General features: G+C 49.6%; 23 protein-coding genes, 1 pseudogene and 2 other annotated features. Of the genes and pseudogenes, 2 read left to right on the forward strand and 22 right to left on the reverse strand.

Annotated features, from left to right (window positions below):
* Window positions 1-21 precede the first annotated feature (21 nt).
* Window positions 22-243 (reverse strand) — a binding site (T-box leader).
* A gap of 45 nt (window positions 244-288) precedes the next feature.
* The 13 genes and pseudogenes from dtd to MKY22_RS11315 form a co-directional block, all read right to left on the reverse strand.
* Window positions 289-738, reverse strand: coding sequence for a D-aminoacyl-tRNA deacylase (dtd, locus tag MKY22_RS11255; RefSeq protein ID WP_058713802.1), 450 nt, complete (start codon window positions 736-738; stop codon window positions 289-291).
* A 14-nt stretch (window positions 739-752) separates the two neighbouring features.
* Window positions 753-2,951, reverse strand: a complete 2,199-nt coding sequence (locus MKY22_RS11260) for a RelA/SpoT family protein (RefSeq protein ID WP_290778327.1) — start codon at window positions 2,949-2,951, stop codon at window positions 753-755.
* 141 nt (window positions 2,952-3,092) lie between these two features.
* A complete protein-coding gene (locus tag MKY22_RS11265) occupies window positions 3,093-3,611 on the reverse strand; it encodes an adenine phosphoribosyltransferase (RefSeq protein WP_023468928.1) in 519 nt (172 codons plus the stop codon).
* Window positions 3,590-5,899, reverse strand: a complete 2,310-nt coding sequence (recJ, locus tag MKY22_RS11270; protein ID WP_290778330.1) for a single-stranded-DNA-specific exonuclease RecJ — start codon at window positions 5,897-5,899, stop codon at window positions 3,590-3,592. Before recJ ends, MKY22_RS11265 begins: the two co-directional genes overlap by 22 nt.
* Window positions 5,900-5,971: 72 nt before the next feature.
* Window positions 5,972-8,180: pseudogene (gene secD / locus MKY22_RS11275) on the reverse strand (protein translocase subunit SecD).
* 156 nt (window positions 8,181-8,336) lie between these two features.
* Window positions 8,337-8,627, reverse strand: a complete 291-nt coding sequence (gene yajC / locus MKY22_RS11280; protein WP_214853065.1) for a preprotein translocase subunit YajC — start codon at window positions 8,625-8,627, stop codon at window positions 8,337-8,339.
* A 72-nt stretch (window positions 8,628-8,699) separates the two neighbouring features.
* Complete coding sequence (gene tgt / locus MKY22_RS11285) at window positions 8,700-9,845, reverse strand: tRNA guanosine(34) transglycosylase Tgt (RefSeq protein WP_341088841.1); 1,146 nt, start codon at window positions 9,843-9,845, stop codon at window positions 8,700-8,702.
* Entirely contained in the window at window positions 9,845-10,885 is a 1,041-nt protein-coding gene (gene queA, locus MKY22_RS11290) for a tRNA preQ1(34) S-adenosylmethionine ribosyltransferase-isomerase QueA (RefSeq protein WP_214853061.1), read from the reverse strand. The genes tgt and queA overlap by 1 nt, the downstream gene beginning before the upstream one ends.
* 4 nt (window positions 10,886-10,889) lie before the next feature.
* Window positions 10,890-11,885, reverse strand: a complete 996-nt coding sequence (ruvB, locus tag MKY22_RS11295; RefSeq protein ID WP_035406506.1) for a Holliday junction branch migration DNA helicase RuvB — start codon at window positions 11,883-11,885, stop codon at window positions 10,890-10,892.
* A gap of 4 nt (window positions 11,886-11,889) precedes the next feature.
* Window positions 11,890-12,483, reverse strand: coding sequence for a Holliday junction branch migration protein RuvA (ruvA, locus tag MKY22_RS11300; RefSeq protein ID WP_023468936.1), 594 nt, complete (start codon window positions 12,481-12,483; stop codon window positions 11,890-11,892).
* 162 nt (window positions 12,484-12,645) lie between these two features.
* Window positions 12,646-13,743, reverse strand: coding sequence for a quinolinate synthase NadA (gene nadA / locus MKY22_RS11305; RefSeq protein WP_290778333.1), 1,098 nt, complete (start codon window positions 13,741-13,743; stop codon window positions 12,646-12,648).
* Entirely contained in the window at window positions 13,733-14,575 is an 843-nt protein-coding gene (gene nadC, locus MKY22_RS11310) for a carboxylating nicotinate-nucleotide diphosphorylase (protein WP_290778336.1), read from the reverse strand. Before nadC ends, nadA begins: the two co-directional genes overlap by 11 nt.
* Window positions 14,499-15,968: an L-aspartate oxidase gene (locus MKY22_RS11315; RefSeq protein ID WP_290778339.1), complete on the reverse strand. Its 1,470-nt coding sequence runs from the start codon at window positions 15,966-15,968 to the stop codon at window positions 14,499-14,501. Before MKY22_RS11315 ends, nadC begins: the two co-directional genes overlap by 77 nt.
* Window positions 15,969-16,066: 98 nt before the next feature.
* Here MKY22_RS11315 and MKY22_RS11320 point away from each other — a divergent pair, with 98 nt between their 5' ends.
* Both MKY22_RS11320 and MKY22_RS11325 read left to right on the forward strand, forming a co-directional pair.
* Window positions 16,067-17,149: a cysteine desulfurase family protein gene (locus MKY22_RS11320; RefSeq protein WP_290778342.1), complete on the forward strand. Its 1,083-nt coding sequence runs from the start codon at window positions 16,067-16,069 to the stop codon at window positions 17,147-17,149.
* Between the two features lie 24 nt (window positions 17,150-17,173).
* Window positions 17,174-17,716: a transcription repressor NadR gene (locus MKY22_RS11325; protein ID WP_149427668.1), complete on the forward strand. Its 543-nt coding sequence runs from the start codon at window positions 17,174-17,176 to the stop codon at window positions 17,714-17,716.
* A 41-nt stretch (window positions 17,717-17,757) separates the two neighbouring features.
* Here the strand turns inward: MKY22_RS11325 and MKY22_RS11330 are convergent, their stop codons facing one another.
* From MKY22_RS11330 to MKY22_RS11370, 9 genes are all read right to left on the reverse strand, one after another.
* On the reverse strand, window positions 17,758-19,032 hold the full coding sequence (locus tag MKY22_RS11330; RefSeq protein ID WP_290778346.1) for a hemolysin family protein: 1,275 nt from the start codon (window positions 19,030-19,032) through the stop codon (window positions 17,758-17,760).
* A 53-nt stretch (window positions 19,033-19,085) separates the two neighbouring features.
* Window positions 19,086-20,381 carry a GTPase ObgE gene (obgE, locus tag MKY22_RS11335; protein ID WP_290778349.1) on the reverse strand — a complete coding sequence of 432 codons (1,296 nt, stop codon included), beginning with the start codon at window positions 20,379-20,381 and terminating at the stop codon, window positions 19,086-19,088.
* 15 nt (window positions 20,382-20,396) lie between these two features.
* A complete protein-coding gene (locus MKY22_RS11340; RefSeq protein WP_056062530.1) occupies window positions 20,397-20,879 on the reverse strand; it encodes a Spo0B domain-containing protein in 483 nt (160 codons plus the stop codon).
* 67 nt (window positions 20,880-20,946) lie between these two features.
* Window positions 20,947-21,225, reverse strand: coding sequence for a 50S ribosomal protein L27 (gene rpmA / locus MKY22_RS11345; RefSeq protein ID WP_012370976.1), 279 nt, complete (start codon window positions 21,223-21,225; stop codon window positions 20,947-20,949).
* Between the two features lie 14 nt (window positions 21,226-21,239).
* Entirely contained in the window at window positions 21,240-21,578 is a 339-nt protein-coding gene (locus MKY22_RS11350; protein ID WP_023468945.1) for a ribosomal-processing cysteine protease Prp, read from the reverse strand.
* Between the two features lie 3 nt (window positions 21,579-21,581).
* Window positions 21,582-21,890 (reverse strand): 50S ribosomal protein L21, encoded by a 309-nt coding sequence (gene rplU / locus MKY22_RS11355; RefSeq protein WP_012370978.1) that lies wholly within the window; start codon window positions 21,888-21,890, stop codon window positions 21,582-21,584.
* 15 nt (window positions 21,891-21,905) lie between these two features.
* Window positions 21,906-21,975, reverse strand: a sequence feature (ribosomal protein L21 leader region).
* Between the two features lie 74 nt (window positions 21,976-22,049).
* Window positions 22,050-23,390: a ribonuclease E/G gene (locus tag MKY22_RS11360; protein WP_290778355.1), complete on the reverse strand. Its 1,341-nt coding sequence runs from the start codon at window positions 23,388-23,390 to the stop codon at window positions 22,050-22,052.
* A gap of 63 nt (window positions 23,391-23,453) precedes the next feature.
* Window positions 23,454-24,257, reverse strand: coding sequence for a septum site-determining protein MinD (gene minD, locus MKY22_RS11365; protein WP_029342255.1), 804 nt, complete (start codon window positions 24,255-24,257; stop codon window positions 23,454-23,456).
* Between the two features lie 50 nt (window positions 24,258-24,307).
* Window positions 24,308-24,982, reverse strand: coding sequence for a septum site-determining protein MinC (locus MKY22_RS11370; RefSeq protein WP_023468948.1), 675 nt, complete (start codon window positions 24,980-24,982; stop codon window positions 24,308-24,310).
* Window position 24,983 lies beyond the last annotated feature (1 nt).

The following is a 24,983-nucleotide window of genomic DNA, read 5'->3' on the forward strand; positions in this document are numbered from 1 at the left end:
ATACAAAAAAGTCCTCGTCCGCAAAGGGACGAGAACTTGAAGATCCCGTGGTACCACCCTGGTTGTCAAATCACATTTGACCACTCGGTGCAGTTAACGCCTGCGTACGACCTTCCCTACTATCAGTTCAGGAAGATACCTCGGAAGGGTCTTTCATCAAGTTCGTCTGTTCGCCCTTCCAGCCAAGGGGCGACTCTCTAAGCAGACAAGGTCTTGATTACTCCTCTTCGTCTTCGGTCGTATGAATCATTTGGTTACGTCTAATATTGCCTCGTCTCTCGGTTCCTGTCAAGCGTTTGCTTCTTTTTCAAGAATCAATGTCACCGGTCCATCATTGACGAGCGCGATATCCATCATCGCACCGAACTGACCTGTCTCGACCGTCAGTCCTTGCGCACGAAGACGTTCATTGAACGCTTCATACAATTCGTTGGCAAGATCCGGTTTCGCTGCTTCCGTGAACGCTGGGCGACGTCCTTTTTTGACATCACCATACAACGTGAACTGCGAGACGGATAGAATCTGACCGTCGACATCTTGCAACGAGCGGTTCATCCGTTCTTCTTCATCTTCAAACACGCGGAGTCCTGCGATTTTATCAGCTAACCAGTTCACCTGATCGATCGTGTCTTCGTGCGTGACACCGACAAGCAAGAGAAAACCTTGCTTGATTTGACCGATGACCTCCTGATCGACTGTGACACTTGCTTCTTTGACTCGTTGTAATACGACTCGCATGACTCATCCGCTCCTTACGTCATCATGACGCGATGTACAGCATACACGTCAGAGATTTGTTTGATGCGATCGACGACTTTTTGTAAATGATTGACGTTATTGATCGCGATCGTCATCGTGATTTTTGCTTGTTTACTGTCGTCGCCTTTCCCACTAACGGCAACGATGTTTGTATTCGTCGCAGATACCGACTGCAGGACATCGTTCAATAATCCTGCCCGGTCGAATCCAGAAATTTCGATTTCGACGTTATAACTCTTAACGGCTTTGCCTTCGTGTTCCCACTCGACTTCGAGCAAGCGTTCTGGATTTTGTTCATGAATGACGTTCAAACAATCCGTCCGGTGAATCGAGACACCCCGTCCACGTGTGATGTACCCGACGATATCGTCCCCTGGTACTGGATTACAACAACGACTCATGCGAACGAGCATGTTATCGATGCCTTTGACACGAACGCCTTCTGGATTTTCCTTCTTCGGACGATCGAACGTCTTCATCTCACTAATGGCTTCGTTCAGTTCAAGATTTTTGGACTCTTTGTCTTTGCGTAACTTTTCCGTCAATTTATGCGCGACTTGGGCAGCGGTCAGACCATGATACCCAACGGCAGCATACATGTCTTCTTCTTGCGCGAAGTTGAACTTCCGCGTCACGTCTTCGAGCGTCTTCTCATTGATGACTTCCTTCGGCTCGAATCCGAGTTTCTTGACTTCTGCTTCGATCAGTTCCCGTCCTTTAGAGACGTTCTCTTCGCGTTGCTGACGTTTGAACCATTGACGGATCTTGTTCTTCGCCTGACTCGACACACAAATCTTGAGCCAGTCCTTACTTGGACCATAACTGTGTTTTGAAGTGACGATTTCAATGATGTCGCCTGTCTTCAGCTTATAATCAATCGGGACCATCCGTCCGTTGACTTTCGCCCCGATCGTCCGGTGACCGATCTCCGTATGGATCCGGTACGCATAATCAATCGGAACAGAGCCTTTCGGCAATTCGATGACGTCGCCTTTTGGTGTAAAGACGTACAACATGTCACTAAAGAAGTCGACTTTGACCGATTCCATGAATTCTTCAGCATCCGCTGTATCCTTCTGCAATTCGAGGATTTCACGGAAGTGGGCAATCTTATCCTCAAAGCCTGATTTCGCTTCCTGTTCCTTACCTTCTTTATACGCCCAGTGAGCGGCAATACCGTACTCGGCAATGAAATGCATGTCTCGTGTCCGAATTTGGACCTCGAGCGGCTCGCCTTTCGGTCCGATGACCGTCGTATGCAGCGATTGATACATGTTCGGCTTCGGCATCGCGATATAATCCTTGAAACGTCCCGGCATCGGTTTATATTGCGTATGAATGATTCCGAGAACAGCGTAACAGTCCTTGATTGAATCAACGATGATGCGCACAGCCATCAAGTCATAAATTTCGCTGAATTCTTTTTTCGAGTTTTGCATCTTGTTATAAATGGAATAGATATGCTTCGGACGTCCATCGACTTCCGCTGCGATTTGTACATCATCGAGTACTTCTTTGACCTCTTCAATGACCGAACTGACGAGCGCTTCGCGTTCCGTCCGTTTTTGTTTCATCATTGAGACAATCCGGTAGTACTGTTGTGGATTGATATATCGCAAACTGATATCTTCGAGTTCCCACTTGATCGTCGAAATCCCGAGACGATGCGCAAGCGGTGCAAAGATTTCGAGCGTCTCTTCTGCCTTTTGCACCTGCTTCTCCTTGACCATGTGTTGCAACGTCCGCATGTTATGCAGACGGTCAGCCAGTTTGATCAAGATGACGCGAATGTCTTCTGCCATCGCGATGAACATCTTCCGATGATTCTCAGCCAATTCTTCGCGTTTCGATTTATATTTGATTTTCCCGAGTTTCGTGACGCCGTCAACGAGCATCGCGACGTCGGGTCCGAATCGTTCCGTTAATTCTTCGAGTGTAATGTCCGTATCTTCGACGACATCATGAAGAAGCGCAGCGACAATCGTCGTTGCATCCAAACCAATATCGACTAAGATACCGGCAACTTGTACCGGATGAATGATGTAGGGTTCCCCAGAACGGCGGAATTGCCCATCATGTTCGTCTTTCGCGAATTGGTAAGCCCGTTCGATGTCTTTGACTTCAGCTTGCGTCATGTATTCCGCACATCGAGCGAGAAGGTCTTCTACATTTACGATTTGTTTGTTTGTCATCCCTTTTCCTCACCCAGTCCCCGGGATCGTCTGCAACGGAATCCCTAATATATAGTTCTTATTATCGTGAAATCTTGAGAAGATGTCAAAATAAAAAGAAATACCCCCTTGGTCACCATGTACCAAGAGAGTATATATGCTTTAGTCTTCGTAGCGAATCAATGAGAGAACGTCGTATCCTTCGAGTTTCTCACGTCCACCAAGACCATCGAGTTCAATCAAGAATCCGATTCCGGCAACCGTTCCGCCTAATTTTTCAATCATTTGGATCGTCGCTTCGATCGTACCACCTGTTGCAAGCAAGTCGTCAAGGATGACGACGCGTTGTCCTGGTTGAATCGCATCTTCATGCATCGTCAAGACGTCTTTTCCGTACTCAAGACCATACTCGACACGGACTGTCTCACGTGGTAATTTTCCTTCTTTACGGACAGGTACGAATCCGATTTCCATCGCGTAAGCGGCTGGGCAACCAACTACGAATCCACGTGCTTCCGGACCCGCGATGACATCAGCACCTTTACTGCGTGCATATTCGACAAGTGCATCAACCGATTGTTTGTATACTGGTCCGTTCTGCATGAGTGATGTGATGTCTTTGAAACTGATTCCTTCTTTCGGCCAGTTTTCGACCTCTTTTATATGCTGTTTGAACTCCATGTCTTTTCCTCCTGCTTCGCCGCTTCTACCAAAGTATCAAAACGCTCTTTCAACTGAGCGAGTGACGAATAAATGTATTGTTGCTCGAGCTCTTGACGCGCTTCATGACGCTGGTACGTCGGAGCTTCCGTCAGATCTCGTTTTGCAGCATTTGGGTTTACACCCGGCAGCCCGTCCTCCATTGTAACAAGAAAATCAAGTTCCGAGAATACCGAATGCATAAAGTTAATCGATCGTTTCGTCCATTTTCGCGATTTTGACAAACGTACGAGACCAATTCGGAGCTCGTCGCGTGGACATTTCGCGAAATACTGGAAGTAATGCTTGAAGTCCTCCCGCGATGGAATCGTCTCAAAATAATAGCCCTCGTCCTTAAAGGCACAATAAATCCGCTCTGCCTGTTGGACGTATGGATGAAACGCAACTTCTTCTTCCGGTAGATCGAGGAAGACGATGTTTTGACGAATCGGTCCGTTCAACGGACGTTCCGCGTACTTCTCCTTCACCTCATCAGTAAAGGCGACGAACGTCGTCGTCTCATGCGGTAAGGCGAATAGTTCGCTCAGCGGCCGCTTACCGCCGCGGTAATCGAACACTTGGACATCTTCGACGGCGACGTCTTGAATCATCAATTGTGGTTTACGGAACCCATTCCATTCATTGATGTTCAGACTACCCATCAAGTGAATCTCCGATAAGGTCGAGACTTCATCGACAAGGTCGCCGAAGCCGAAGCCGATCGCATCGAGTTCCTTCCCGTCGCCTGATAGTAGTGCTTTAACATGCGTCAAGTCACGACCAATCCGTTTCATGTCACGGATCTTCGCTTGCTCGATGACGATCCGCGGCGCGGGATTTCCCATCCCGAACGGTGCCAATCGCTGAATATCTTCAATCAACTGGATCGAGACATCACTGACCTGTAGACGTAGATCGACATCGATTGTCGCGATGAAGGCATCGTCTGGCAACGTACTGGCTTGTTCATTCAAACGTTGACGTAACGCCTCGACGTCATCGGAAGAGAGCGTCATACCGGCAGCAGCGGGATGTCCACCGAAATGCGGCAAGATGTCTTCACATTTCGTCAGTTCAGCGAAGAGATCAAAGGCTGGGATTGAACGTCCAGAACCCTTCGCTGTTCCTTTTTCAGCATCATGACACAGCATGATGACGGGACGGTGATATTTTTCAACGAGTCGCGAGGCGACAATCCCGACGACACCTGGATTCCAGTCTGCCGCATCGACGACGAGCACGCGGTCCTCTGTAAAACGTTCTTCGACAAGTGCCGTTGCTTCCTCTGCAATCTGTTTGACGATATCTTGACGTTGTTTATTTTGTTGGTCGAGTTGTTTCGCGAGATGAAGTGCCTCATCCTTACTTTCCGCTAGTAACATCTCGAGCGCTGGCATCGCTGAATCAAGACGACCTGCCGCATTGATCCGCGGACCGAATGCAAATCCGACTGATTCTTCCGTCAGTTCGTCTTCCGTCAAACTACAAACGTCCCGTAACGCAAGGATACCTGGACGTTCACTTGCGTTTAGCGCCTCGATTCCACGAATCGCAAGCAAGCGGTTTTCGCCGACGAGCGGGACAAGATCGGCAATCGTTCCGAGCACGGCAAGATCGAGTAATTCGACTGGTTCACGATCAAGGAGAGCATGTGCGACTTTAAAGGCGACGCCTGCCCCAGCAAGTTTTGAGAACGGATAGTCTGGATCGACACCTGGATGGATCAAGGCAAAGGCATCGGGTAACGTTTCTTTGGCTTCGTGGTGATCGGTGATGATTAAATCGACCCCGAGTTCCTTCAGGACATCTGCTTCGTGGATACCGGAAATCCCACAGTCGACAGTGATGACGAGACTAAACCCTTCTTCCGCTGCCCAGCGAAATGCGGCTTCATTCGGTCCATAGCCTTCCGTGAATCGGTTTGGGATATAACACTCTGCCATCCCTCCGATTTCAATCAAGGCATGCCAGAGAATCGCAGCGGAACTCACACCATCGACGTCATAATCACCGTAAATTAAAATCATCTCACCTTCGTTGACGGCACGTTGAATCCGTTCGACGACTTTCGGCATGTCTTTAAAAGCAAATGGATCGTGGAATGCCATCTGATCGGTTTCTAGAAAATCACGGGCTGCTTCACGTGTCGTGAATCCCCGTTGGACAAGTAGTTGTGCGACGTGCGATGAGATTGTGCCATCCGCCGTCAATTGTTCGATCTGTTCTGAATCGATGACTTTATCAAGCCATGTTTTTTTAGCATGGTACATCTCAAACCCTCCAATCAACTTCCCCATTATAATAGAAAATCCGCACCAGCGATAGCTGATGCGGATACTCTTTTAAGAAGCGCGTTTTGTCCGACCAAGTGTCCGACCTTTCATGACGAGCCAGAGCTGAGCAGCGATGAAGATCGAAGAATACATCCCCATGATCAACCCGACAAGCAGGGCAAGACTGAATCCACGGATCGCTTCGCTACCGAAGATGTAGAGCGCTGCTGCCGTCATGATGACCGTCACGACGGTATTGATCGAGCGAATGATCGTCTGTTGAATCGATTCATTGACGATATGCGCCAACTCATCGAATGAGACTTTCCGTCCGCCCTTTTCAGCAAGTCCGAGATTTTCTCGTACCCTGTCGAAGGTAACGATCGTATCGTTGACGGAATACCCAATGATCGTCAAGATGGCTGCGATGAAGTACAGATTGACCTCGATCTGGAACAGCGAGAAGAAGGCGACAATCATCAATGCATCGTGCAATAGTGCAAGCACTGTCGCAATCCCGTATAACGGTTGGAATCGGAACGAGACATAGATGACGATCCCAAGTGACGCGAGTAAGACGGCATAAATCGCGTTACGCGCGATTTCTTGACCAACTTGTGCCGAAACCGTCGAGATACTCGGTTCTTTCTTATATTCCGTTTCAATCGTTTGTTTCATTTTAGAGATTTGATTTTGGCTGAATTCCCCAACGAACGTGACGTTCGCTAGTTTTCCACCTTGAGCAAATTGGATGCCATCGATTTCCGCAGCATCAATGCCTGACTCTTCAATGACAGAGCGGACATCGGCTTCCTTGATTTGATTCTCAGAAGAAATCTCGACGCGTGTACCTTGCGTGAAGTCGATCCCGAGGTTCAGACCACGGAACGACAACAAAAGGACCGACACGATGACAAGCGCAATCGTGATTGCGAAATAGATTTTACGATGTTTGACGTAATCGAATTTCGTAGGATTAAAGCTCACGGATTTCACTCTCCTTTACACCGAACCATGATTTCTTCTTATCGAACCATCGGCTACTGACAAGGAGTTGCATCAGGTAACGTGAGACAAAGACGTTCGTGACGAACGTGACGGCGATCGAAACCATCAACATGATGGCGAATCCTTTGACCGTACTTGTACCAAAGTAGTACAACACGCCAGCAGAGATTAACGTCGTCAAGTTGGCATCAAGAATCGTACCGAACGAACGACGGTTACCGGCTTTGAACGCGGACAAGACAGATTTACCACTTCGTAATTCATCCTTGATCCGCTCAGCAGTGATGATGTTCGCATCGACCGCCATCCCGACTCCAAGAACGAGTGCCGCAATCCCCGGTAATGTGAGGACAGCATTGATCCCGTTAAAGAAGATCATGACGAGATAGATGTAGAACAGCAACGTAATAATCGAAACGAATCCAGAGACCCGGTAGAACAGTAGCATGAACAAGAAGACCGCAGCTACACCGATTGCTGAGGCGAAGAGCGTCTGATCAAGTGCATCCTGTCCAAAAGCAGCAGAGACCGACGTCGAGTAGATTTCCTCGAGTTTGACCGGCAGTGCTCCTGCGTTAAGGATTGAGGACAATTGTTTACCATACTCGGCATCGATATCGCCACCGGAAATGATTGCCTTATCCGAGTTGATTGGTTGAGTGACCGATGCATCCGAAACGATTTTCGAATTCTTCTTTTGAATCTCTTTTTCGTACGTATCACCTTTTTCGTAATCGAGCCAGATGACAAGGCGGTTCGCCGGTGCTTGCATTTGTGAGACTTTTTGAGTTACTTCATAAAATTTCTGTTTTGACTTCATCGTCAATTCGACGAGTGGTTCATTCGTATTCGGATCATATCCGACTTTTGCTCCTTTAGCTTTTAAGTCTGAACCGTCAAGCAACAACTTATCGTTGATGTCACGGAATGACAATTGTGCTGTCGAAGATAGGATTTGACGCGCTTCCGTCTGATCCTTGACGCCAGCAAGTTGAACACGAATCCGGTTGTTACCTTCGATCCGAATATCCGGTTCAGAGACACCGAGAACGTTGACACGGTTCTCAATTGCCGTCAATGTGGCACTCATCGCATTTTGGTCGATGACGTCTCCTTCTTTCAGTGGTTGTACTTCATACAAGACTTCGAAGCCACCTTTAAGGTCAAGGCCAAGCTTCGTATCCTTCAGCAACCATGACGATGTCGTACCGATCAGCACGAGCAACGCGATGACGACGATGAAGAATGTGGCAAGTTTCCCTTTCTTGATCATGCTACATTGTCCTTTCTCTAGTTCCCAGTATATTTTCAGACAACTTTGTTCTCCTACCCTAGCTTACAAAAGAAATGGTAATCTTAGCAAACGTTTTTCTCATATATAAACAGAAAAGACGCTCCGGAATCCGGAAAGCGTCTTTTCAATGCCTTATTCGACCGTTTCGTCGCCCATGACAGTCGTTGATTTTTTCGTCACTTCTGCCACAGCACTTCGGTTGAATGTCAATTGTGCGTTTCCTGACTTCAATGTCACCGTCGTGTCGTCCACTTTTTGGACAACCCCGTGAAGACCGCCGATCGTTACGATCGAATCGCCGCGTGAGAGTTCATTTTGCATCTGACGCACTTGCTTCTGGCGTTTGTTCTGTGGACGGATCAACAAGAAATAGAACACCACGAAGATCAAGATCATCGGGAGGAATGTCAATAATTGTTGCATCATATTCAGCTCCTTTTATCATTCAAATCACGTTCATTATACCGTGAAAGGATTGATTTGTCAGACGATTTGTTAGAAATTCTTTGCGTTCGGTAAATTGTAACCGTATTCTTCGAAGAATTCTTCCTTGAAATCGAGCAGACGATCCTCACAAATCGCTTGACGAACGCCTTCCATCAACTTGACGAGGAAGTGAAGATTGTGTGTCGAACACAGATGAAGACCGAACGTTTCTTGCGCACGAATCAAGTGATGGATGTACGAACGTGAGTAATTCTTACACGCGTAGCAATCACAGTTCTCATCGAGCGGACGGAAATCACGTGCATATTTCGCGTTCCGAACGACAAGACGACCTTTTGAGGTCATTAACGTTCCGTTTCGTGCAATTCGTGTTGGTAAGACACAATCGAACATATCGATTCCGCGAATCGCGCCTTCAATCAACGCGTCCGGTGAACCAACGCCCATCAAATAACGCGGTTTGTCTTCCGGCATGAGTGGTGTCGTGAATTCGAGCGCACGGTACATGACGTCTTTCGGTTCTCCGACCGATAGACCACCGACCGCATAACCCGGGAAATCAAGCGCAACGAGGTCTTTTGCACTTTGACGACGTAAGTCTTCGTATTCTCCGCCTTGGATGATACCGAACAGCGCTTGATCATGTGGACGTTCATGCGCTGCAAGACAACGTTCTGCCCAGCGGCTTGTCCGTTCAACAGATGCTTTCATGTACTCGTGAGAAGCTGGATACGGTGGGCACTCATCAAACGCCATCATGATGTCTGAACCGAGTGCATTCTGGATTTCCATTGCTTTTTCTGGTGATAAGAACAGTTTGTCACCGTTTAAATGGTTACGAAAATGAACGCCTTCTTCCGAAATATTCCGGAGATCAGCGAGTGAGAAGACTTGGAAACCACCTGAGTCCGTGAGAATCGCGCCATCCCAGTTCATGAATTTATGCAGACCGCCTGCTTCCTTGATGACATCGTGTCCAGGACGCACCCATAAATGGTACGTGTTCGCGAGGATGATGTTCGCGTTCATGTCCTTGATTTGTTCCGGTGCCATCGTCTTGACCGTCGCTTGTGTTCCGACCGGCATGAAGACCGGTGTCTCAAAACTACCGTGCGGCGTGTGGACGATTCCTAACCGCGCTCCGGATTGTTTACATGTCTTGATATGTTCGTATGTTACCGCGTGTTTTGTCATTAGTTTCGTTCCTCTCTCGTTAAGAACATCGCATCACCGAAGCTAAAGAAACGATAGCCATTCGCGACAGCTTCTTCGTAGGCATGCAGAATGTGTTCCCGTGTCGATAACGCGGACACGAGCATAATCAATGTTGATTTCGGTAAGTGGAAGTTCGTGATCAATCCATCGATCCCTTTGACTTCCTGACCTGGGAAAATGAAGATGTCCGTCCAACCTGTTGCTTCGACGAAGTCACCGTGATCACGGATGACCGTTTCAAGCGTTCGCGTCGACGTCGTACCGACCGCGATGATCCGTCCGCCTTGTTTCCGTGTTTCGCGTAGTAGAGCAGCTGAACTTTCCGGCAGTTCGTAGTACTCACTGTGCATCTTGTGACTATCGACGTCGTCGACCGAAACAGGACGGAATGTGCCAAGTCCGACATGTAACGTCAACGGTGCGATCCGGACACCTTTCGCTTGAAGCGCTTCGAGCAATTCCGGCGTGAAATGAAGACCCGCTGTTGGTGCCGCAGCGCTCCCACGTTCGCGAGCGTAGACCGTCTGGTAACGATCTTGATCTTCTAGTTGTTCATGAATGTACGGTGGCAGTGGCATCGTTCCGAGTTGGTCGAGCACTTCATAGAAAATGCCGTCATAGAAAAACTTCAGAATCCGTCCCCCGTCTTCAAGTGCTTCGACGCACTCAGCACGGAGTAACCCGTCACCAAACGACAAAATCGTTCCTGGTTTGACGCGTTTTGCTGGTTTTGCTAGCGTTTCCCACACATCGTCACTCGTCTGCTTCAAAAGCAACAATTCGATTTTCCCACCCGTCTCTTCCTTTACACCAAAGAGACGTGCTGGTAAGACTTTCGTATCGTTGATGACGAGTGTATCACCTTCGCGAAAGTGGTCGACGATATCATGGAAGTGCTGATGCTGAATCGCACCCGTCTCCCGATCGAGAACCATCAGTTTCGAACTCGTCCGGTCGAGCAATGGCACTTGAGCAATTTGTTCTTCTGGTAAATGAAAATCAAATAAGTTTACATCCATTGGTTCAATTTCCTTCTTTCAGTCCTAAATGTTGGCGGGCGAACGGTGTTAAGACGCGTCCGCGCGGAGTACGTTGTAAAAATCCTTGTTGCAGTAGATATGGTTCATATACATCCTCGATCGTCTGCGCATCTTCTCCGATTGTCGCTGCAATCGTCTCAAGACCGACCGGACCACCGGCAAACCGTTCTGCAAGCGATCGTAATAAACGATGGTCGACATCGTCGAGTCCGAGCGCATCGACATGCAAGCGATCAAGTGCACTTGTCGCAAGCGAGGCATCGATTTCGGTTTGATGGGCAACTTGAGCGAAGTCGCGGACACGCCGTAATAACCGGTTCGCGACACGTGGTGTTCCGCGTGAACGAAGGGCGATCGCTTCTGCTGCGAGACGATCCGCTTCGAATCCGAACAATCGTGACGTCCGGGTCACGATGGCAGACAACTCTGACATCGTATAATATTCAAGCTTCAGCGTCACTCCAAAACGATCACGTAGCGGTGCCGACAGCATCCCGGCACGCGTCGTCGCACCAACGAGCGTAAACGGTGGTAAATCAATTCGGACGCTGCGGGCGAGTTCCCCTTGACCGATGACGATATCGAGACAATAGTCTTCCATTGCCGGATATAGAATCTCTTCGATTGATCGACTCAACCGATGAATCTCATCGATGAACAGGACGTCTCCCGGCTCAAGTGATGAGAGAATTGCCGCTAGATCACCTGGTCGTTCGATCGCAGGACCGGCTGTCGTCTTGATGCCGACCCCCATCTCGTTTGCGATGATCGTCGCAAGCGTCGTCTTCCCAAGACCCGGAGGACCGTAGAGAAGCACGTGATCGAGTGTTTCCTGACGAATTTTTGCCGCCTCGATGAAGACACTTAAGTTTCCTTTTGCTTTCTCCTGCCCGATATATTGTTCGAGCGTCTGAGGACGCAGACTCCACTCTTCTTGATCTTCCGCATGGGCGGATTCTGACAAAATGCGCTCTTCCATGTCCTCACCTCACATTCAATAACAACTGGAGTGCCCGTTTAACATATTGATCCGTTGACAGGACTTCTGCCTGCAACGCTTTTTTGACTTTTTCGACTTCTCGATCACTGTAACCGAGCGCCGTCAGAGCTTCACAGGCTTCGTTCAACTCAGCGTTACCTTGTGCGAACAAGCCTTCGCTCGGTACATAGTCTGGCGCGAGCTCTGCTAACTTTCCTTTTAGATCGAGTGTCATTTGTTTTGCTGTCTTTTTGCCGACACCTGGGAACTTGACGAGATAACTTTCCTTTTCTTGTTCGATTGCTTCAACAAGCGCATCGACATTCCCTGATGCGACGATTGCAAGCGCTCCTTTTGGTCCGATCCCTGTCACACCGAGCAACTTCGTGAACAAGGCACGCTCACGCCGGGAACGGAATCCGAATAAGACTTCTTGGTCCTCACGGACATAGTGATACGTATATACGATGATCTGTTCGTCTCCGGTCCGATAAAAAAACGGGTTCGGTGCTACGATCTTGTAGCCAATCCCGCCAACTTCTACCGTCACGAATTCCGCACAGACATAAGCGACTTCGCCGCGTACGAATTCTATCAATGTGGAACGCTCCCATCCTTAAACAAACTCTCGTGTTATTGTAGCATACATCTTCGTTTGGCTTCAAAGCGTTCTTCAGCAAAAATCAATACATACGTTCGCTCTCTCAATCAGAAGACAAAAAGCGTGATCGTTTGCACGACCACGCTCTCACTCTCTATTTTACGAACGCTCAAGCATCCGTTCGAGCGCCAACACGGCATGCCGCGTCGTCTCTGCGTCGACTTTAATGACGTTGACCGGCTCACCTGCTTCGACTTGTTCGAGCGCCCACGCTAAATGCGGCAAGTCAATCCGGTTCATCGTCAGACACGGGCACATGAACGGATTGAGCGACACGATGTCGAGATCCGGATAAGTCGTCGCGAGTCGATTGACGAGGTTCATCTCTGTTCCGATCGCCCACTTCGTTCCAGGAGCAGCCTGTTCGATTTGTTGAATGATGTACGCCGTTGATCCGTTGAGATCTGACGCTGCTACGACTTCATGCGAACATTCCGGGTGAACGAGAATCTTTCGCTCCGGATCCGTCTTACGGAACTGTTCAATTTGACCGACTGTGAATTTCTCATGCACCGAGCAGTGCCCTTTCCATAAGATGACGCGGACGTCTTGGTCCTCCCCGTCAAAAACGAGTTCGTCGCGAATCGGATCCCAAATCGCCATCTGCTCTAACGGAATTCCGAGCGCATGTGCCGTATTGCGACCGAGATGTTGATCCGGCAGGAAGAATAAGATGTCTCGTTCAGCAAGCGCCCACTCGACCATCTGGACAGCGTTCGATGACGTCACCGTCGCCCCACCGTGACGACCGACGAATGCTTTGATCGCTGCCGTCGAATTGACATACGTCAACGGTAAAATCGACTCCCCGAATCGTTCCGTCAAGATCGTAAAAGCACGCTCCGTTTGCGTATCATTTGCCATATCCGCCATCGAACAGCCAGCACGCATGTCAGGCAAAACGACCGTATGCGACGCATCGGTTAGCATATCTGCCGTCTCTGCCATGAAGTGGACACCACAAAAGACTGTATATTCCGCTTCTGTCATCTGCTTCGCGACTTGCGCGAGCTGGAGCGAATCTCCCATCGCATCCGCGAACTGGACGACTTCATCCTTTTGGTAGTGGTGGGCAGGTAAGAATAAGCGACTGCCCATCCGTTCTTTGACCCCTTCGATGATCGCGATCAAGTCTGCTTCTGATTGCTGTAAGTATGACGCCGGAATTCCCTCGTGACGTAATAGATCAAATGACATCTTTTTTTCCTCCTTCGATTTTCATGCTGATATCGAGTGCTGTTGCTGAATGAGTAAGTGCTCCAAGTGAGATGACGTCTGCTCCGCTATCCGCGAAGTCCGATAATGTGTCTACCGTGATCCCACCGGATAGTTCGATTGTGATATGCGGTGGAATCAATTGCCGGAGCTGTTTAATTTCTGCTGGCGTCCGATTATCGAGCATGATGATATCGACTTTTGCAGCCACTGCCTCCAGTACTTCCGCTTCCGTCTCGACTTCGACTTCGATTGGTGTCGTATGACCCGCGACACGTTTTGCTCGCGCCACCGCCTCTGTGATCGATCCCGCGACTGTGATGTGGTTATCCTTGATCATGACGGCGTCATCGAGACGTCCGCGATGACTATATCCACCCCCGACGCGAACGGCATGTTTTTCGAGCATTCGTAATCCAGGGGTCGTCTTGCGTGTATCCGTGATTCGGATTCGTCCTGCTGCTACCTCGACCGCTTGACGTGTCTTCGTCGCAATCCCGGATAAGCGTTGCACTAGGTTCAAGGCGACCCGTTCTCCGCTTAAAATGTCCTGTAACGAACCAGACCACTCGGCAAGGAGTGTTCCTCGCGTGACGATCGTCCCTTCCGCTACATGAATCGTCACGTCGACTTGTAAGAGATGCGCCATCTCCTGAATGATGTCTACTCCGCAAAAGACACCGTCTTCCTTTGCTAAAAAACGACCGGTCCCGCGTTCTTGTCCCGTCAGACATCCTTCACTCGTGATATCCCACTGTCCGATATCCTCGATTAAAAATGCCTCCAGTTGTTGCCGTAACTGCCATTTGTTCAACGTTCTCATCCTCTCCTGTCAATCGACTCCTTGCTCCTTCAAGCAACAGACATGCCGCTACGTGACGTAATCGATTTTCTTCCGCTTCCTGTCCGGATTCGTCTAACGTCCAGCGTTTTAACTCTTCTAAACTATCTTCTATTTGCTTAACATCCATTTCGACACCAATGACCTGCGATAGACGGTCTGTTACGGAACGAAGTGTTCCTGGACGTCGTTTCACTTGTTTTACTGCAAGTTTCGGTAACAACTTAAGCTGTTCTGCTACTGCTTTCCCCATGACGACACATTCAAGGAGCGAGTTCGACGCCAGACGATTTCGACCGTGTAGTCCAATCGATGCTGTCTCGCCGACCGCGTAAAGTCCTTCGACATGCGTCTGCCCCGTCAGATCCGTTTCGATCCCGCCCATTAAGAAATGGATGCCTGGTGCGATTTCAACGAGATCCGGATTTATGTTCAGTTTTTCACATTTTTCGACAAACGTTGGAAACCGTTTTGTCCGATCGATGACGTTTGACGTATCGAGATAGACTGGTTCACGTTTTCGCACCTCATGGATTCGTTTTGCGACTTCATCTCGCGCCGCTAAATCTTGCATCGGATGATCCGCCATAATCCGGTCGCCATTTTTCGTTACAAGCGTCGCTCCTGCACCTCGCAATGCTTCCGTGATCAAACCTTCCGAACGACCTGCATGAACGAGTACCGTCGGATGGTGCTGAATATAACCGAGATCACGAATCGTCGCCCCCGCTTCAAAGGCGAGCGCAATCCCGTCTCCTTGAATCGATGGATCATTCGTCGACGCCGCGAATAATCCACCCACTCCACCGGTCGCGAGAATCGTTGCGCGCGCCACAATCTCGATCGGCTCTCCATGGCTATATCCGACTGCACCTACTACCTGCCCATTTACTTGAATCAACTCTGTGATACGCGTCTGCTCGAGAATCGGAAATGGTACCCGCGGCATCAACGTCTCCATGATCCGTTTACCAGTCTCGTCGCCGCCACAGTGATAAATCCGAGGCAAACGATGTGCTCCTTCACGACCGAGCAAAAACTCTCCTTCGGACTGATCGAATGGAACGCCTTGTCGTAACAAAAATTCCATCGCCTCGGTTCCCGATCGGGTGACGTAATCGACGACGGACGGATTGATATGCCCTTTTGCTGCTTGGCACGTATCTTCAAAGTGACCACGATGATTGACTTCTGCATAAGCGGAAGCAATCCCACCTTGTGCTCGGACGGAATTCGTCTCAAACCGCGAACCTTTCGAGACGAGTAATGCGTCCATCCCTGATGGAAGATGCAGGGCGACTGAAATTGCGGCAAGTCCTGTTCCAATGATCAACACATCCGTCTCAAGCCGTTTATGTAAAGACATATGTTTTACACCTCTATATCTAAATGTTTACTATTGACTTGACAATAAGTTTGGCATACTTTTAGCTGAGTGACAAGACGAAAGGACAGGATTTTTTCATGATCTATCTCGATTACGCAGCGACGACTCCGCTGCATCCACAAGCACTCGATCATTATCAACAAGCCGCTCAGTCGTTCTACGGCAACAGTTCTTCTCTTCATGACATCGGTGGGAACGCTGAACGTTTACTCGAACGAGCCCGTCAGTATCTGATGCAACAATTGGCTCAACAAGAAGGAACCGTCATCTTTACAGGGAGTGGATCTGAAGCAAACTACATCGCGTTGACCCATCTGATGCGACAGAGTAACAAATCAGTTGTCTTGACACTTCGATGTGAACACGACTCGGTCTTGCTTCCGCTAGCGCGCTGGGCACAAGAAACACGGCACCTTTCTTTATTACCGGACGGAACGTTCGATTGGGAACAATTCGTCACAGCTTGTACGGATGAAATCGGCGTTGTCTCGATTCAACATGTCAATTCGGATACGGGGTTTCGTTTTCCGGTCGAACGGATTGCAGCATATTGTCAATCGCGCGGGATTCTGTTTCATTGCGATGGTGTCCAAGGATTTTTAAAAGATGCAATCAACATCGACGCTTTTGATGCCTACACAATGAGTAGTCATAAAGTGTATGGACCAAAAGGATTGGGCGCTTTGTATTTACGGCGTCCGCTCTTCAGCCCTTATTACGAGGGACATCACGAATTCGGAATCCGCCCAGGCACAGTGGACGTTCCAGGAATTGCCGCCTTCATCGCTGCCTGTGAAGCGTCTCGCTTCGAAAATCCAGGAATCCAAGATTCAAGCCGTCGATTTCGTGGTATGCTAAAAAAAACATTGTCTTCGTCTCGTTACACGATCATCGAGTCGCCGACACAACTCGCTTCCATCTGCGCCATCCATACGAAGCAACGGGATGGTCAATACGCATTGCTCGCCTTGAATCGTGCTGGAATCGCGGTTTCCGCTGGTAGTGCCTGCCGGGCTGGAGAAAACGGTCCGAATGCGACATTACGTGCCATCGGCTTTGACGAATCAGCGGCTCACGGGTTGATACGACTCAGTTTTGGAAGACAGACGACGAACGAAGAAATCGAACAGTGCATTGATGTGTTGAACACGATCTCATGACACTGAAGAAAGGTAGGAGACATGATGGGGAAACGCATCTCCGGAGAAGAACGCCGGAAATCATTACTTCGTATGATTGAGGAAAGTGAGCAACCTGTCACGGGAACGGCACTGGCGAAACAAGCAGGTGTCAGTCGCCAAGTGATCGTGCAGGATTTATCATTGTTAAAGGCAAAAGGATATCCTGTCATCGCGACAGCTCGTGGTTATTTCATCAATGATCCGGAAGTCGACGGTTCAAAATTACGTCGCAAGATCGTTTGCCGTCACGGCATCGATCAGTTAAAGGATGAGTGTGACGCCATCGTTGACGAAGGGGTCGTCGTCCGCGATGTCATCATCGAACATCCCGTCTACGGCTTCATCACTGGAGAATTGATGCTAAAGAGCCGCCGAGACGTCCGTGTATTGCTAGAGCAGCTAAAAGAGACGCAAGCCACTCCGCTCTCGAGCCTGACGGACGGAGTCCATATCCACACGCTGGAGGCGGATCATGAAGACGCACTGGAAGCAGCCATTGCGAAACTCGATCGTCTCGGAATTCTCGTTTCAGAGCTCGATGTCTGAACATAAAAAAACCGCCTATTCCAAAGGAATAAGCGGTTTTTTTATCGTTCAATCGGTTCAAGTCGTGTCTCCGGCATCGTAGATGGCGGATCGAACGTTGCTAAGACTTTGCGGACGCGTCGGTTTTCGATATGCAAGACGGTCAACGTGACACGTTCATAACGCATCGCCGTTCCGACGTCCGGTAATTGTCCGCTCCCCTCCATGATCCATCCCCCAAGTGACTGGGCATCGGTGTCCGGCATCGTCAATTGAAATTGCTGACAGAAGTCTTCAATGTCATACTCCGCTAGACATTCGTATTGCTCTGGACCAATCCGTTTCGTATATTCCAACGATTCATCGTGTTCATCCCAAATCTCCCCGACGATTTCTTCTAAAATATCCTCAAGGGTGATCAAACCTGCCGTCCCTCCGAACTCATCAAGGACGACTGCCATATGGGACTGCTTGACTTTGAGTTCCGGTAATAAATCCATCAATCGTGTCTGTAGGACGACGAACGATACCGGTCGAATCCATTCTCGGATATCAACGGAGCCGTTCTTCACGTATGCACGCAGAAAGTCCCGCTCCGATAATACACCGATGACGTGATCAATCGAATCCTTATAGACCGGTAGACGAGAATAGCCGCCCTTCTGGACTTCTGCAAGGATGTCTTCGAGCCGCGCATCGATATCAATCGCTTGAATGTCCATCCGTGGCGTCAACGCATCCTCGACCGTCGCATGTTGAAAATCAACTGCTTGATGAACGAGTTCAGCCTCTGCAAGCCCCATGATGCCCTCTTCCTGACTGATATCAACAAGTGCCTTGAGTTCCTGTTCGGTCACGAGCGGTCCTTTCGGATCTGCTCCAATCAACCGAAGCGCAAACTGACGTAAGCGAAGTAACAGAAAAACGAGCGGTCGAAAGCACAGTAAGAAGAAACGCAGTGGACGTCCGATCAATAACACGTAACGTTCCGTATGTTCACGAGCATACGACTTCGGTATCAATTCTCCGAACAACAGCAACAGGAAAAACAGCGCAAGAAAGGCAACGGTTTGTGTTGCGATCGTCTCGACGAACTGGATGATCCACCAGCCACCAAATAAGATAAAGGCGACGTTGACGATCGTATTCCCAATCAAAATCGACGTCAGTGTCTCTTCGTAGCGTTGAAGTAAACGAAATACACGGGACGCACGCGCGTCCCCTGCTTCCGATTGGTGCAACAACCGCAACCGATTGACACTCGCGAGTGCTGTCTCGGCTGAGGAAAAGAACGCGGATAACATGAGAATCGGAATTAACCAAACGAATGAAATCATGGGCAATGGGTCCACGATGCTTTCACACTCCGTTTCCTAATGGAATGAATCGCTTAGAATGATGACTCGACGAATTCGAACTCGAAATCACGGATTCGAACGACATCGCCGTCGATCGCACCAAGACGACGTAACTCTTCGTCGACACCCATTTGACGCAGTGTCCGAGCGAAACGTTTAATCGATTCTTCACGCATGAAGTTCGTCATCGTGAAGAGTTTTTCGATGCGTGGTCCTTTGATGACGAAGCAATCGTCTTCATCTTTCGTGATCGTAAAGCCAGCTTCTGGTGCTTCGTAACCGTAGACGACACGTGGTGTCGCTGTTTTCTCTTCGAGTTCCTCAAGACCGAATTCTGGTGTTGCATCGACGAGGTCAGCGATTCGGAATAACAGATCGCGTAAACCTTGACGTGTTGCTGCTGAAATCTCGAATACTTCAAGCTCTGGGAAAGCTTCCTTGAAGGCTTTAAGGTGTTCTGCCGCATCTGGCATGTCCATCTTGTTCGCGACGACGACTTGCGGACGTTCTGTTAAGCGGAGATTATAGTCCGCGAGTTCTTTATTGATGATGTTGTAGTCTTCGATTGGATCGCGACCTTCCATCCCGCTCATGTCGATGACGTGTACGATGACTTTCGTCCGTTCGACGTGACGGAGGAACTGGTGACCGAGTCCGACACCTTCACTTGCACCTTCGATCAATCCTGGCAAGTCAGCCATGACGAAACTACGGCTATCTTCCGTTTCGACGACACCGATGTTCGGTGTGATCGTCGTGAAGTGATATGCGCCGATTTTCGGGCGTGCGGCTGAAACGACGGATAACATCGTTGATTTTCCGACGCTTGGGAAACCGACGAGACCGACGTCTGCTAGCATCTTCAGCTCAAGTTTCAAGTACTTCTCTTCTCCTGGCTCACCGTTTTCAGCGTGCTCAGGTGCTGGGTTGGCTGGTGTCGCAAAACGTGTATTTCCACGTCCGCCACGTCCACCTTTTGCGACGATCGCTTGTTGTCCGTGATGGACGAGGTCAGCGATGACCGCATTCGTATCATCATCGTAGACGACTGTACCGGGTGGGACCTTGACGATTAAATGCTCGGCTTTACGACCGTGCATGCCTTTTGACATACCGTTTTCACCTTGAACCGCTTTAAAGTGACGTTTGTAACGGAAGTCCATCAATGTCCGAAGTCCTTCGTCGACTTCGAGGACGACGTGAGCCCCGTGACCACCGTCACCGCCGGCAGGACCGCCGTCCGGAACGTATTTCTCGCGACGGAACGCTACTTGCCCACGTCCTCCGTCACCTGCTTTTACATAAATATTTACCTGATCGACAAACATGTCGGATCCCTCCTCTTACTTCTCTTCCTCAAACGGAAGACTTTCAATCTCAATCACACACTCATTTTCCGTCTGCGACTCGATTTCCATCGGCGTCACTAGATCCTTAAGGCGCGACATATCTAGTAGATCCCGATAGATCTCGATGGTCACGCCCTCGTGGAAGGTCACGGATACTTCTCCTACTCCTACATCAATCATGGTGATGGCTGCTTCGACGAGTTGCTTCAGCCGCTCATCTTCCATGTGGGGTGCTCCGATGACATCATACGTCACAGTTTTGCCTGACCATTCAGCTTGCAGCAACGCCAGTGCGGTTTTCGGCAATCCGATTCGCGCTAGACGTCCTTCCCGAGATGCTTGCTCCCGGTACGCCGAACAGATCGACTCGACTGCTTGTTCGTCTCCGATCGCGCCATACGAACGGACGAGTTGTATCCGGTTCAACCACTCGTGACGAAGAGTCTTTAAAAGATCAAGTACCTGTTGTTCCTCCATCGGTCGTTCCCTCCTAAAAAAACAGACCCTAACCCTCGAAAGTGGCTAGAGTCTGCTTCGTCGATCCTTATGCTGGGTAAACGCTGACTTGTTTCTTGTCGCGTCCGAGACGTTCGAAACGAACGACACCAGTTGCAGTTGCGAAAAGTGTATCATCGCCACCACGTCCGACGTTCATACCTGGGTGAATCTTCGTACCGCGTTGACGGTAGAGGATTGAACCAGCAGAAACAGTTTGACCGTCTGCACGTTTCGCCCCAAGGCGTTTCGATTGCGAGTCACGACCGTTCTTTGTCGAACCTACCCCTTTTTTCGATGCGAAGAACTGAAGATTAAGTTTCAACATGTGGAATCCACCTCCTATACTTGTTCAAGTTGGATAAACTCACCGTAACTTTCAGCGATGGTACCAAGCTGGACCAAAGTCGCCTCCAGTAACAATTGGGTGCGTTCACTGACATCCGGTGCTAAGTCAGCATACGGTTCTACATAAAAGTAGCCACCCTCTTGTTGTTCTGCCATTTCAAGGAGCAGGACCTGCCCGAGTAATGCTTCTATGGCATTGTATGCCCCGAAAATCACCGACGAGACGCCGGCACAGACAAGGTCGAGACCTGGTTCTGCGAACTCGGCATGTCCTGTCACTTCGATGGAGCGGACGAGTTCCGCTTCATCTCGTCGAATCTTGACACGTATCATGGCTTACGCTTCGATTTTCTCGATGCGGACCTTCGTGTAAGGTTGACGGTGACCTTGCTTACGACGGTAGTTCTTTTTCGCTTTCATTTTGAAGACAGTGATCTTTTTCGCGCGAGCGTGTTTGATGACCGTTGCTACGACCTTCGCACCTTCTACGAGTGGAGCGCCGACTTTAACATCGTCACCACCAAGGATCAATACTTCACCAAATTCAACTGTGCTGTCGACGTCTGCGTTTAATTTCTCAACGTAGATTTCTTGGCCAGCTTCAACTTTGACTTGTTTACCACCAGTTTTGATAATTGCGTACATTACGTGCACCTCCTCTTAGGAACTCAGACTCGCCATCACGGGCAGCGGATGCTTTAAAACCCGGTCTGTGCGGTTGTAGTCATTTGGGTGCTTCCAAACGAACTAACGTTATTCAGAATACCAAACGTTCTTCTACCTTGTCAATGCTGTTCTGAAGGATTATTCCGATCGCTTGATGAAATCGAGACAGTCCTGTGACGACCCCGTGAACAGGACCGCTGGATCGCCTTCGAGCACATGGACTTCGAGCGGTTGACGAGAGATGAATTCGTCTTGCAACAGATGCCGTGGTGCGCGAATCACGACCGCTTCCGCATAGGTCGCAATCTCAAGTAACTTCGGTTCAATCAAGCGATAGACACTCAATCGCGTCCACTGCCCGGATTCCTGTGAGCGTTCCTGTAGCGATTTTCCGTGACGTTGTCGTGTCAGTTCACATAAGCCCATCTTCGTAAAGCCATAAACTTCGATTTGTTTCGTCTCGAGTGCGGCTCGTTCTTTGAGAAGTTGCGTCACCCGTGTCTGACCTTTACTAGAGCCACGGAGGAAATCGATCGCAATCATACCACTGATGTTGCGCAACCGTAGTTGGCGCATGACTTCGACGGCAGCCGCTTCATTGATTTGATCAAACGTCCGCTTTTGTTCCTTGACGGAGATCGTCTTCCCACTGTTGACGTCGATGACAGTCATCGTCTCGACCTCTTCAATCAAGAGATACGCTCCCCCGTCAAGCCAGACGACCCGTTGCATCGCCTTCTCGATTGCGCCATCGATCGCTTCCATCTCGGGTAAGCGTCCTTTTCGTAGCGACCGTTCGACGGACAGACCAAGCAATTCCAGGCGTTCCTTTTCCTGACGCGTCATGACGAGCGCATCGGTGACATGTGGAAGTCGTTTTGCTTCCTGAACGATCAGTGCCTCGTCTTGTTCAAGACGCGGTGCCTGCATGAGTTCTTGATGTCGTGTCCGTAATGACTGAAGCTCTTGCTTCAATTCGTCAATTGATGCTTTTGCTGCCTCCGTCCGGTAGAGAATCCCCTCTTCGTCCGTCGTCGTCAATTGCTCCGCCAGTTGACGCTGAACGACGAGATCCAGCTTTCGACTGAAACGGACGCGACGACCATACGGGAAATAAACGAGATAACGTCCACCATAGGTGATGTTCTGCGTCACTTTGTGTTGTTTTGGTGCGACCCCTTCCTTGACGACCTGGACAAGTAACGTCTGTCCGACCTGGACGGCTTGTCCAATCGTTGGTACGTCCGGATAGCGGCGAAGTGCTTCCACCGTCTCATTTAGCGGTAAATAAAGCGGTGTACCGTCAGTCGCGATCAAAAAGGCTGCCCCGAGCGTCGGATGCAACCGATCGACCTTTGCATAGACGAATGTGCCGACCCGGATCTCGTCACGCATCCGTTCATGATATTCAATCAATCGACCGCCTTCGACCAATGCTAATCGTTCAAGCGAAGCGGTCTGTTCACTAATCCATCGCATACTGATCCCTCCAAAAAAATTAGACTAGGCACGACGCTGTCGTCCTAGTCTAATTTCCCATTCTTATTTCATCCCAAGCATCTTCTTCAATTTGACGAAGAAGCCTTTTTGCGGTTGTTCGTTTAAATCAAGCAGTGGCACGGATTCTCCAAGAATCCGGCGGGCGATGTTTCGGTATCCGAGTCCAGCCCGGTTATCTGGATTCATCGTCACAGGCACACCACGGTGGGAAGCGGCGATGACTTCTTCATCATCGATGATCAGACCAAGTAGATCAATCGAAAGAATACGCATGATCTCATCGATGTCGAGCATATCACCTGATGCCATCATGTGTGACCGCACCCGATTAATGACGAGTTTCGGAACGATGTTACGTTCTGAGCGCTCGAGCATCCCGATGATCCGGTCCGCATCCTGAACGGCTGCTTTTTCCGGTGTCGTCACGACGACGGCTTCATCGGCTCCTGCGATTGCATTCATGAAGCCTTGTTCGATTCCGGCAGGGCAGTCGATCAAAACGAAGTCGTATTCAAGTTTCAGTGTATCGATGATTGCCTTCACCTGTTCGGGTGTGACGGAGGACTTATCCTTTGATTGAGCAGCAGGCAACAGATACATCTCTTCAAAACGTTTATCGCGGACGAGCGCTTGGTGCAACTTACATTGCCCCGTCACGACGTCAACGATGTTATAGATACTCCGGTTATCGAGACCAAGCACGATATCCAGATTGCGTAACCCGATATCCGTATCGACGAGACAAACGGAATGTCCCATCAATGCAAGTGCTGTTCCGATGTTCGCAGTCGTCGTTGTCTTACCGACACCACCTTTACCGGATGTGACGACGATGGCGCGTCCCATGTTCGTCTTCGCCTCCATATGTACCTGTTCTTTCACTTGTTCCATATCCGTCACCCTCTTTCACTATCAATCGCAAACTGATCCATCCGCGCGAGCGGAACGGTTTGAAGGCGGGAGAATTCGACCCCGTCTTCACCTAAAAATGCACAACCCATATCGAGAGCAGGAATCGGTGCGTCCTCCGGTTCCTCATGGACGGTGCCAGCGACCGCAATCCACTTCGGTTGCAACACGCTCGCCGCGATGACGGCTTCCGTATTGCCACCTTTCCCGGCATGAACGGTCCCCCGTAACGCACCGAGACAATAGATACTTCCTGTCGCATGGACGACCGCTCCCGGATTGATATCTCCGATGATGACGATCGAGCCTTCGACGTCTAATACGTGCCCACTGCGTGCCGTGCCACCGAAATAGTGGAACGTTCGCTCTCCGTACAAGGCTTTTGCCTCGTCCTTCGTGATGCACTCACTGTCATAACCTTTGAAAGAGAAGGAATCATGTCGCGCGACGATAGATTCGACGGCCGTCAACACCCCTTCATCGACATAACGTCGACCGAAGAAGAAGGTGATCGGTACGGCGCGTCCGTTCTCGACGGATTTGTCCGCAAGCGTCAACTCTAAATCGTCAAGAAATTCATCCACACTGCACCTTTCATTCACATAGACGGCGAGGCCACCACGATGACCTTTCATCGTTACATAACGTTTACGCTCAATCATG

The sequence above is a fragment of the Exiguobacterium sp. FSL W8-0210 genome, from assembly GCF_038006045.1.
In the GTDB taxonomy this organism is placed as follows: Bacteria; Bacillota; Bacilli; order Exiguobacteriales; family Exiguobacteriaceae; genus Exiguobacterium_A.